Below are 8,962 nucleotides of genomic sequence, written 5' to 3' on the forward strand. Positions count from 1 at the left end.
GCCGGACCGCGCCGTCATCGCGAGCGCAGCGAAGCGACCCGGGGCGGCGCGACATCGTTGAGCGTGGCGCTGTCCGGGTTGCTTCGCTGGGCACGCGAGGACGAGGATGCGTCCAAGGCCCGCGAATAGGGACGGCGTAGGAATGACCGTGAGCCCCCTGCTGGAATCCTGGCGCTTCTGGGCGCTCGCCGCCGCCGGCTTCGCGGCGCTGACCGCGATCCTCGCCAAGATCGGGGTCGCGGGCGTGCCGTCGGACGTCGCGACCTTCGTGCGCACCGCGGTGATCCTGATCTTCGCGGGCGCGATCGTGGTGGCCTCCGGCCAAGCCGGCGGCCTCGCGCAGGTCTCCGGCCGGAGCCTCGTCTTCCTCATCCTGTCGGGGCTCGCCACCGGGGCGTCGTGGCTCTGCTACTTCCGCGCCCTGTCGCTGGGGGACGCCGCCCGCGTCGCGCCGCTCGACAAGCTCAGCGTCGTGCTGGTGGCGATCCTCGGCGCCACCCTGCTCGGCGAGACCCTCAGCCTCGCCGCCTGGGCCGGCGTCGCCCTGATCGCCGCGGGCGCGGCCCTGGTCGCCTCCGGACTGTGAGGTCATGTGAGGTCATGCGCGCTGGCGCACCGATCCCTTAACGCGATGCGCGCATCCTGCGGTTGCCTCGCGAAAGGGGACCGTCATGGAATGGGTTTATCGCGGCTTCGAGACCTCGATGCTCGGTCTCGCTCTCTGTCTCGGACTCGGCGCCTGCCTGATGCTCGGCACCGAGCACCGGCCGGCCGGGACGCTCGCCGTCACCCTGCCGATGCTCACCGTGACCGCCCCCGCGCCCTGAGGCGCGGGGGCGGTCCGGCGCGGCGTCAGGCGGCGCCCCGCACCGCGCGGAACATGAAGCCGCGCGCCTCGGCGTCCATCTCCGCCTTGAAGGCGTGGCGGCCCTTCAGCGCCTCGGCGGCCTGGGCGGCCGGCCGCGCGCTGAGCGCGTCGAGGTGGCGCTTGACGTTGGGCAGCTCCCCGAAGGCGCCCTCGCCGAGGACGAAGGGCACCATCCGGGCCCAGCCCCAGACCGCCATGTCGACGATCGTGTAGGTGTCGCCCAGCACGTAGGTGCGGTCGGCGAGGCGCTGGTCGAGGATGCCCCAGTGCCGGCGCGCCTCGAAGGCGTAGCGCTCGGTGGCGTAGGCGCCCCCGTCCTGCGCGAAGTGGCGGAAATGCACGCACTGGCCGGAGAACGGCCCGATACCGGTGGCCACGAACATGAGCCAGGACAGCATCTCGCCGCGGACCGGCTCGCCCTCCGGCAGGAACCGGCCGGTCTTGCCCGCCAGGTACATCAGGATCGCGTTCGAATCGAACACGGTCACGTCGCCGTCGACGATCGCCGGCACCTTCCCGTTCGGATTGACGGCCGTGTAGGCGGGATCGAACTGCTCGCCCCTGCGGGTATCGACCGGCACCGGCTCGTAGGGCAGCCCCATCTCCTCGAGGCAGAGGGCGACCTTCATGGGGTTGGGGCTGAGATTGTAGAAGAATCGAATCACGGCGCTCTCCCTGAACGACGCGGGCAGGATGTCCGCGCCCGGCGCCGGCACAAGGCGCGGCCGCGCAGGGCGGCTATTCCACGACGATCTTGTAGCCGCGGCCCGGCACCAGCGCGGCGCCCCGCTCCAGCCCGTTGAGGACGAGGAACCGGTCGAGTGCCCGGTCGGGCACCGCCATGCGGCGGGCGAGGTCCTCGGCGCTGGTCGAGGCGGCCTGGACCACCTGAAGCCGCAGGGGGCGCAGGACCGCCTCGTCGGGCGACACGGCGACGAGGGTCGCGGTCCATCGGCGGAACGCCGGGTCGGGGTCGGTGGCGCCCTTGGCGGCCATGATCATCCGGTAGGTCGAGTCGCCGATCCGGATGGCCGCGAGGCGGAAGGTCCACTCCTTCCCCCGCGACAGCGCGAAGGCCGCCGGGTGGCCGGCGACGTCCCGGGTCTCGAAGCCGGCCGGGTCGAAGGCGTCGTTCCAGCTCGCCCTCAGCACCGCCTCGAGGGGCTGGCCGTCCTTGGCCTCGATCTGGTCGAACAGCAGGCGCCGGCCGCCATCCTGGGTGGTCCCGAGCACCGCCGAGCGGGTGTTCTCCAGGGTGAAGCCCTCCGGCACCTCGAACGCGATGCCGAGGCCGGGATGGATGAAGCGGTGCCCGCGCACGGCGCCGTCGCGCGGGTTGTCGCCGTAGGCGAGCCCGTCCACCGCCGCGAGGTAGGCGGCGCGGTCGTCGGTGCCGATGCCCGGCGCGCCGATGCGGCGGGCCGCCCGGGTGACCTGGGTGATGCGCTCGGCCGTGCCCGGATGGGTCGCCAGCATGTCGGGCGCGGCGGCGCTGCCGGCCTTCAGCCCCGTCGAGCGGTTGAGCGCGGCGAGGAAGCGCCCGGCCGCGAACGGGTCGTAGCCGGCCTTGGCGAGGGTGCGCACGCCGGTCGCGTCCGCCTCCAGCTCCTGCTCGCGGGAGAACCGGGCGAGGGCGAAGCGCGACTGGCTCTGCAGCTGCGCGCCGGTATCGGGGTCGTTCAGCACGTCGGCCACGACGCGGCTGACGAGCGCCGAGCGCAGCTCGAGCTCGCTGCGGGCCGTGGCGTGGTTGAGCGTCACGTGGGCCATCTCGTGCGCCAGAACGGCGGCCACCTCGGAGGTGTCGCTCGCCAGGGCCACGAGGCCGCGGGTGACGTAGAGCCGCCCGTTCGGCAGCGCGAAGGCGTTGACCACCGGCGAGTCGAGCAGCGTCACCGTGTAGGCCTGGTCGGGCCGGTCGCTCGCCTTCACGAGGCGGTCGGTCACCTCCGTCAGCATCCGCGTCACGTTGGGGGCCCGGGCCTCGCCCCCGAAGGAGGCCACGAGCTTGAGGTGGTCGGCATCCGCGGCGCGCTCGCGGCCGGTGGTGCGCGGCGCCTCCGCGGGCACCCGCACCACGGCCGGCCGCACGGTGGCCTCGGTCTGATCGGCCACGCAGGCGCCGAGCAGCAGCGCCAGACCGGCCAGCGCCGCCCCTCCGAGCGGGCGCCGGCCCGCCGCGCGGGTCCGCCCCGCGATGATGTGCCCCGTGATCCCGCCCATCGCGATCAGCGCCGCAATCCCCGTTCCCCCTCCGGATCGGCCTCCGGCCGGTCCGCCTCCTCGAGCGTCTCGAGCCCGTCGAGGGCGACCTCCAGGGTCGGGCCGCGCCGGACCTCCAGGAGGCCGCGCACCCGCACGCGCCGGCCTTCGAGCGAGGCCGCACTCAAACCACGGGCGCGCATCATTCGCCAAGTGCGTTTCGATACCGTCACCGTGAGGCCGTCCGTGCCGCGGGCCGCGAAATCCAGATAGGTGCGCGCGCCGCGCTCGCCGACATGGCGGATCCGGCCCTCCGCGACGACGAAGTGCCCGACCCACGCCCGGAGCGCCGGGCCGTCCCCCGCCGCCGGGCGGCGCGCGGCGCGGCCCAGGCCGGACAGGTCGGCGGCGCGGAGAGCGCCGCCAGCGAGGCTGCCAGAATGACCGCCGTGCCCCCCCGCATCGATTCCCCCGCGATCGCGCGGTCCCGACACCGCGTCGCGCCGCCGGGCGCGGTTGGCCTCGGCCGGCGAGAATGCTATGGAGCGCGCGGTCGTCTCCGTAGCTCAGCTGGACAGAGCACAGGTTTCCTAGAAGGTTCAATTGGGCGTCGCGCCGGGAAACCGCGCGGCGGATCCGCTCAAAGTCGGGGAAAGCTTCCGGCATCGACGCACCGCCGTCCGATGCTCTGCCGATCCCGAGCCAAGCCCGCGCGGCGCCCCGGCGTTGAACGGGAAGGTGTAGAGACTAGACGGGCGGCACCTAACGGTTGGATACAGTCCGGCCCACGGTGAAGGGATAGTCCAGGCCACGAACGCGGACCTCCGGGACGCGGCGGCGAAAGCCGAAGTGGTATGAAACCTGGGGTCGCAGGTTCGAGCCCTGCCGGGGACACCAAGTTGTCTCAACACGCAGATCTCGCGGACGCAGAGCCGTGAGCAAATCGTCCACCACGTCGGCCGCCTGCCGGTGACAAGTACCGAGGGCCGCGCTAAGCTTTACCGCCAGGATTCATGGCAGGGGGTGGACGAGCACTTCATGGCGGGCCAGAAGACCGATCAGCGCGACGTCTATGTCGGGCAACGCATCGCCGAGCAGCGCCGGAAGGCGTCGCTCACACAGCGCCGCGTCGCGCAGAGCTTCGGTATGTCTGCAGCTCAGCTCCAGAAATACGAGAAGGGGACCAACCGGATCAGCGCCGTCCATCTCGACATCTTCTCGCGGATGACCGGCGTGCCGATGGATTACTTCTTCAAGGGCATGCCCCGGAACGATGACTTCATTGCGCCCGGCTTCAGCGAGCGCGAGCAGTCGACCCTGTCGGAAGCCGGGCTGAAGGGGTTGGCGGAAGTCGTGGGCCGCCACATCACCGAGAACTTCTCCGAGGAGGCGCGCCGCGACGTGGCCGACGCCATCCGGGCCCTCGAGAGCAAGCTCGGCGGCTGAGCCCGGGGCCGGTCCCCGGGGACAGGTCGATCGTTTTTCCGGTCGGTTCGTCCGTTATAGCGGATCCGTTCGTTCCTCCATCTTGACCGGTTCCCGGTCGGGTGCGAGAACCCCGGCCCCATGAAGGGTCAAACGCCGCGATCGCGACGGCGTACCTCTGCAGCCGAGGCCGTCCGATGCCGCGTTCCAACTACCTGTTCACCAGCGAGTCCGTGTCCGAGGGGCACCCCGACAAGGTCTGCGACAGGATCTCGGACACCGTGGTCGACGCCTACCTCGCGGCGATGCCGGAGGCGCGGCTCGGCGTCGAGACGCTCGCCACGACCAACCGCATCGTCATCGCCGGCGAGGTGCGCGGGCCCGACTCGGTGACGTTCAAGGACCTCGAGGCCCTGACCCGCGAGGCCGTCAAGGACATCGGCTACGAGCAGTCGGGCTTCCACTGGAAGAACAACGACGTCGCGATCCACCTGCACGCCCAGTCGGCCGACATCGCCCAGGGCGTGGACGCGGCCGGCAACAAGGACGAGGGCGCGGGCGACCAGGGCATCATGTTCGGCTACGCCGCCGACGAGACGCCCGAGCTGATGCCGGCGCCGATCTTCTACGCGCACAAGATCCTCAAGGACCTCGCCGACGCCCGCAAGGCGAAGCAGGGCGACGCCGCCAAGCTCGGCCCCGACGCCAAGAGCCAGGTCACGGTCCGCTACGAGAACGGCCGCCCGGTCGAGGTCACCCAGATCGTGCTGTCGACCCAGCACCTCGACGAGTCCCTCGACTCCGCCGACGTGCGCGCCATCGTCGAGCCCTACATCCTGAAGGCGCTGCCGCAGGGCTGGGTCAACGAGGGCACGGTCTGGCACGTGAACCCGACCGGCAAGTTCGTGATCGGCGGCCCGGACGGCGATGCCGGCCTCACCGGCCGCAAGATCATCGTCGACACCTACGGCGGGGCGGCCCCGCACGGCGGCGGCGCGTTCTCCGGCAAGGACCCGACGAAGGTCGACCGCTCGGCGGCCTACGCGGCGCGCTACCTCGCCAAGAACGTGGTGGCCGCGGGCCTCGCCAGCCGCGCCACGATCCAGCTCGCCTACGCGATCGGCGTCTCGAAGCCGCTCTCGATCTACGTGGACCTGCACGGCACCGGCACGGTCGACGAGGCCAAGCTCGAGGCCGTGCTGATGGACGCCATGGACCTGTCGCCCCGCGGCATCCGCACGGCGCTCAGCCTGAACAAGCCGATCTACGCGCGCACCTCGGCCTACGGCCATTTCGGCCGCGCCCCCGAGGCCGACGGCGGCTTCTCGTGGGAGCGCACCGACCTCGCCGGCAAGCTGAAATCGGCGCTGGCCTGAGGGCGGTCGCCGCTCGGCCCCGGGACGGCGCGCGGGCGCGGTGTCCCGGCCGGCATCCCGCCGACGCTCCCCGTGTCCGGTCGGGACCCGGGCCGTGGCCGCGATCGGGCCGCGTCTCATCTCCGAGGTAGACTGAGCCGGTGGACACCGACACCCCTGGACGCTCCGATCACCCGACCGAGGAGCCGGAGCGCGCCTTCTTCGGGCGGCGCAAGGGCAAGCGCCTGCGCGGCCAGCAGGAGCGCCGGCTCGCCGAGCTGCTGCCGGCCCTGCGTGTCGACCTGCCGCCGGGCGACGCGATCCTCGATCCGCGCAGGCTGTTCCCGGCCATGCCGGCGCCGCCCGAGGCGCTCTGGCTGGAGATCGGCTTCGGCGGCGGCGAGCACCTCGCCGCCCAGGCGGCCGCGCATCCGGCCGTCGGCATCATCGGCGCCGAGCCCTTCGTCAACGGCGTGGTCAAGCTGCTGGCGGCGATCGAGGCGCGGGCGCTGCGCAACGTCCGCATCCGCGACGAGGACGTGACCGCCCTGCTGGCGCGCCTGCCGGATGCCTGCCTCGACCGGGTCTACCTGCTCTATCCCGATCCCTGGCCCAAGCGGCGGCAGCGCAAGCGCCGGTTCGTCTCCGACGCGTCCCTCGCCGAGATCGGCCGGGTCCTGAGGGACGGCGGCCTGTTCCGCTTCGCCAGCGACATCGACGACTATGCCGGCTGGACGCTGGTGCGGGCCGCGCGCTGCCCGGTCCTCGCCTGGACGGCGCGGGACGCGCGGGACTGGACGCGGCCGTTCCCGGGCTGGCCCGGCACGCGCTACGAGGCCAAGGCGCTGGAGGCGGGCCGCCGGCCCACCTACCTGGAATTCGTCCGCCGCCCCCGCTGAGGACCCTCGCGGGCGGATCGCGCGGGTGCCCGATCGCCGCAGCCGGTCGCCGCAGGCGGAGCGGGACGCCTTGCCACAGTCACGCTCGGGCGCCATCCTCAGGGCCCGCCGCGGTCCCGGATCGCGGCGGGAGGGGGCCATCTCCGGCGGGAGCGTGCCACGGCGCGTTCGAGGATTCTTCCGAGTGAATGAGAGGGTGGGCCAGGACCCGGCGGCGGAGGACCCGTCTCGCGCCGGCTTCGACGAGGCCGCGGTCGGCCTCGCCGTGCTGTCGGCGGACGGGGCGGGGATCGTCGCCGCCAACCGGGCCCTGCACGATCTCGTCGGCTGGCCGCCCGGCACCCTGCCCGGGCGCGCGGCCGCCGAACTCCTGAACGAGGGGCCGGAGGGTCTCCGGGACGGCCTCCAGGTCTGGCGCCGGGGGGACGGCGCGCCCCTCGACGTGCGGGTCCGGCGCGCGGGCCGGACCCTGGTGGTCGAGACGGTCGACGTGGACGCGGCGGCCCATTCCGAGGCGAACCGCGAGGCCCTGGCGGCCGCCGGGCTCGGGGAATGGCGCTGGGACCGCGCGACCGGCCTGCTCACCCTGTCGCGCCGCGCCGCCCGCATCCTCGGGCGGCCGCCGGGCCGCTCCGTCTCGTGGGAGGAGCTGAAGACCGGCCTGTCGCCGGCTGAACTCGCGCGCCTGAGCGCGCTGATCGCCGAGGCGCACGGGACCGACGAGCCCTACCAGTTCGACACGGCCACGACGGTGGCCGGGCGGACCGTGATCCTGCGGGTGCGGGGGCAGGCCGTGCCGGGCCCCGACGGCGCCCCGGCCGGCATGGTCGGTGTCCTCCAGGACATCACCACGCGGGTCGAGGCCCGGGACGAGATCCTGTCCCGCGACCAGCGCCTGCGGGTCGCCACCACGGTCGCCCGGCTCGGCATCTTCGAGTGGCACATGCTCGAGGACCAGGCGATCTGGGAGAACGAGCACATGTACGAGATCTTCGGGCACGCGCCCGAGGACGGGACGATCGGAAAGACCGAGTTCCTCAACGACATCCTGCACCCGGACGACCGCCCCGCGGTCCGGCGGGCGATCTCCAAGGCGCTGCGGGAGGACGGGGACCTGCACATCAGCGGCCGGATCCGGCGCAAGTCCGACGGCGTCTGGCGCACGATCGACATGGCCGGCCGGTTCGAGCGCGACGCCCCAGGCCGCCTGCCGCGCCGCCTGATCGGCGTCGTCGCGGACGTGACCGACCGCCGGGTCGCGGAGGAGCGCCAGAGCCTGCTGATCCGCGAGCTGCACCACCGGGTGAAGAACACGCTGGCCACCGTCCAGGCCATCGTCGGCTCCACCGCGCGGACGGCGTCGAGCATCGAGAGCTTCTACGAGGCGTTCGTCGGGCGGATCAAATCCCTGGCGCACACGCACTCGGTGCTCACCGAGGACACGTGGCAGACGGCGTCGCTCGCCAACCTCCTGCGCAACGAGCTGAAGCCCTACGCGGAGGTGGCGCCGGACGGCGCCGCCGAGGGCCGCATCAGCCTCGACGGGCCGGCGATCGACCTGCCCTCCGAGATCGCGGTGCCGATCGGCATGGCGATCCACGAGCTCACCACCAACGCGGCGAAGTACGGGGCCCTGTCGAACCGCACCGGCCGGGTGGCGGTGGAATGGTCCCTGGAGCCCGGCGGCCCGGCCGGGATCCTGCGGTTCTCCTGGCGCGAGACCGGCGGGCCGCCGGTCGCGCCGCCGAGCCGCCAGGGCTTCGGTTCGCGCCTGCTGCAGCGCGTCCTGATCACCCAGGTCCAGGCCGAGGTGGCGACCGACTACGCCCCCGGGGGCTTCTCCCTGACCATGCGGGCCCCGATCCCGCCGCGCAACGACAGCCTCAACCCGCTGGTCTGACGCCGGGGCCGCCCGGCCGGAGGATCAGGCCGCGCCGCGGGTCCCGGACTCGCCGCCGCCGTCCACGAAGGCCTTCAGCTCGTCGAGGGACGCGAAGGTGAAGCGGCCCTGCGGCGTCTCCGCCTCGATCGAGCCGTCCTCGAACATCACGTAGGTGTTGCCGCCGGAGGCGTAGCGCCCCACCACGGTGCGCGGGGCGGCCTGCGGGGCCGGCTCGGGTTCGGGGGGCGTGTCGAGGCTCGGGCGCAGGGCCGGCGCCTCCTCCGCGGCCGCCGTCCCGGGCTCGTCCCGCGGGGGCGGCTCGGGGGCGGCG

General features: G+C 73.2%; 9 protein-coding genes and 1 pseudogene. 6 read left to right on the forward strand and 4 right to left on the reverse strand.

From position 1 onward, the window contains the following. Positions 1-148 precede the first annotated feature (148 nt). Complete coding sequence (locus MMR14E_RS15920; RefSeq protein WP_331315614.1) at positions 149-586, forward strand: EamA family transporter; 438 nt, start codon at positions 149-151, stop codon at positions 584-586. A gap of 85 nt (positions 587-671) precedes the next feature. After that, entirely contained in the window at positions 672-827 is a 156-nt protein-coding gene (locus MMR14E_RS15925; protein WP_331315606.1) for a hypothetical protein, read from the forward strand. 25 nt (positions 828-852) lie between these two features. Here MMR14E_RS15925 and MMR14E_RS15930 read toward each other — a convergent pair whose 3' ends face one another. The 3 genes from MMR14E_RS15930 to MMR14E_RS15940 form a co-directional block, all read right to left on the reverse strand. Next, a complete protein-coding gene (locus MMR14E_RS15930) occupies positions 853-1,533 on the reverse strand; it encodes a glutathione S-transferase family protein (RefSeq protein WP_331315608.1) in 681 nt (226 codons plus the stop codon). Between the two features lie 73 nt (positions 1,534-1,606). Continuing rightward, on the reverse strand, positions 1,607-3,091 hold the full coding sequence (locus MMR14E_RS15935) for a M48 family metalloprotease (protein ID WP_331315610.1): 1,485 nt from the start codon (positions 3,089-3,091) through the stop codon (positions 1,607-1,609). A gap of 5 nt (positions 3,092-3,096) precedes the next feature. Next, positions 3,097-3,564 carry a hypothetical protein gene (locus MMR14E_RS15940; RefSeq protein ID WP_419539356.1) on the reverse strand — a complete coding sequence of 156 codons (468 nt, stop codon included), beginning with the start codon at positions 3,562-3,564 and terminating at the stop codon, positions 3,097-3,099. A gap of 544 nt (positions 3,565-4,108) precedes the next feature. Between MMR14E_RS15940 and MMR14E_RS15945 the strand changes: the two genes are divergently transcribed. From MMR14E_RS15945 to MMR14E_RS15960, 4 genes are all read left to right on the forward strand, one after another. Beyond that, positions 4,109-4,516, forward strand: a complete 408-nt coding sequence (locus tag MMR14E_RS15945; RefSeq protein ID WP_012321411.1) for a helix-turn-helix domain-containing protein — start codon at positions 4,109-4,111, stop codon at positions 4,514-4,516. Positions 4,517-4,692: 176 nt separating this feature from the next. After that, positions 4,693-5,871, forward strand: coding sequence for a methionine adenosyltransferase (gene metK, locus MMR14E_RS15950; protein ID WP_020091324.1), 1,179 nt, complete (start codon positions 4,693-4,695; stop codon positions 5,869-5,871). 140 nt (positions 5,872-6,011) lie between these two features. Beyond that, positions 6,012-6,749 carry a tRNA (guanosine(46)-N(7))-methyltransferase TrmB gene (locus MMR14E_RS15955; protein ID WP_331315611.1) on the forward strand — a complete coding sequence of 246 codons (738 nt, stop codon included), beginning with the start codon at positions 6,012-6,014 and terminating at the stop codon, positions 6,747-6,749. A 184-nt stretch (positions 6,750-6,933) separates the two neighbouring features. Then, positions 6,934-8,649 carry an HWE histidine kinase domain-containing protein gene (locus MMR14E_RS15960; RefSeq protein ID WP_331315612.1) on the forward strand — a complete coding sequence of 572 codons (1,716 nt, stop codon included), beginning with the start codon at positions 6,934-6,936 and terminating at the stop codon, positions 8,647-8,649. A gap of 24 nt (positions 8,650-8,673) precedes the next feature. Here the strand turns inward: MMR14E_RS15960 and MMR14E_RS15965 are convergent. Beyond that, positions 8,674-8,962, reverse strand: a pseudogene (locus tag MMR14E_RS15965) (hypothetical protein); the annotation flags it as partial.

The organism is Methylobacterium mesophilicum (assembly GCF_036441335.1).
Classification (GTDB): Bacteria; Pseudomonadota; Alphaproteobacteria; order Rhizobiales; family Beijerinckiaceae; genus Methylobacterium; species Methylobacterium mesophilicum_B.

Bases quoted from the DNA above. Each gene is read 5' to 3' on its own strand.
- MMR14E_RS15925 (WP_331315606.1), top strand. From the start codon at position 672: ATGGAATGGGTTTATCGCGGCTTCGAGACCTCGATGCTCGGTCTCGCT.
- MMR14E_RS15935 (WP_331315610.1), bottom strand. From the start codon at position 3,091: ATGGGCGGGATCACGGGGCACATCATCGCGGGGCGGACCCGCGCGGCG.
- MMR14E_RS15945 (WP_012321411.1), top strand. From the start codon at position 4,109: ATGGCGGGCCAGAAGACCGATCAGCGCGACGTCTATGTCGGGCAACGC.
- metK (WP_020091324.1), top strand. From the start codon at position 4,693: ATGCCGCGTTCCAACTACCTGTTCACCAGCGAGTCCGTGTCCGAGGGG.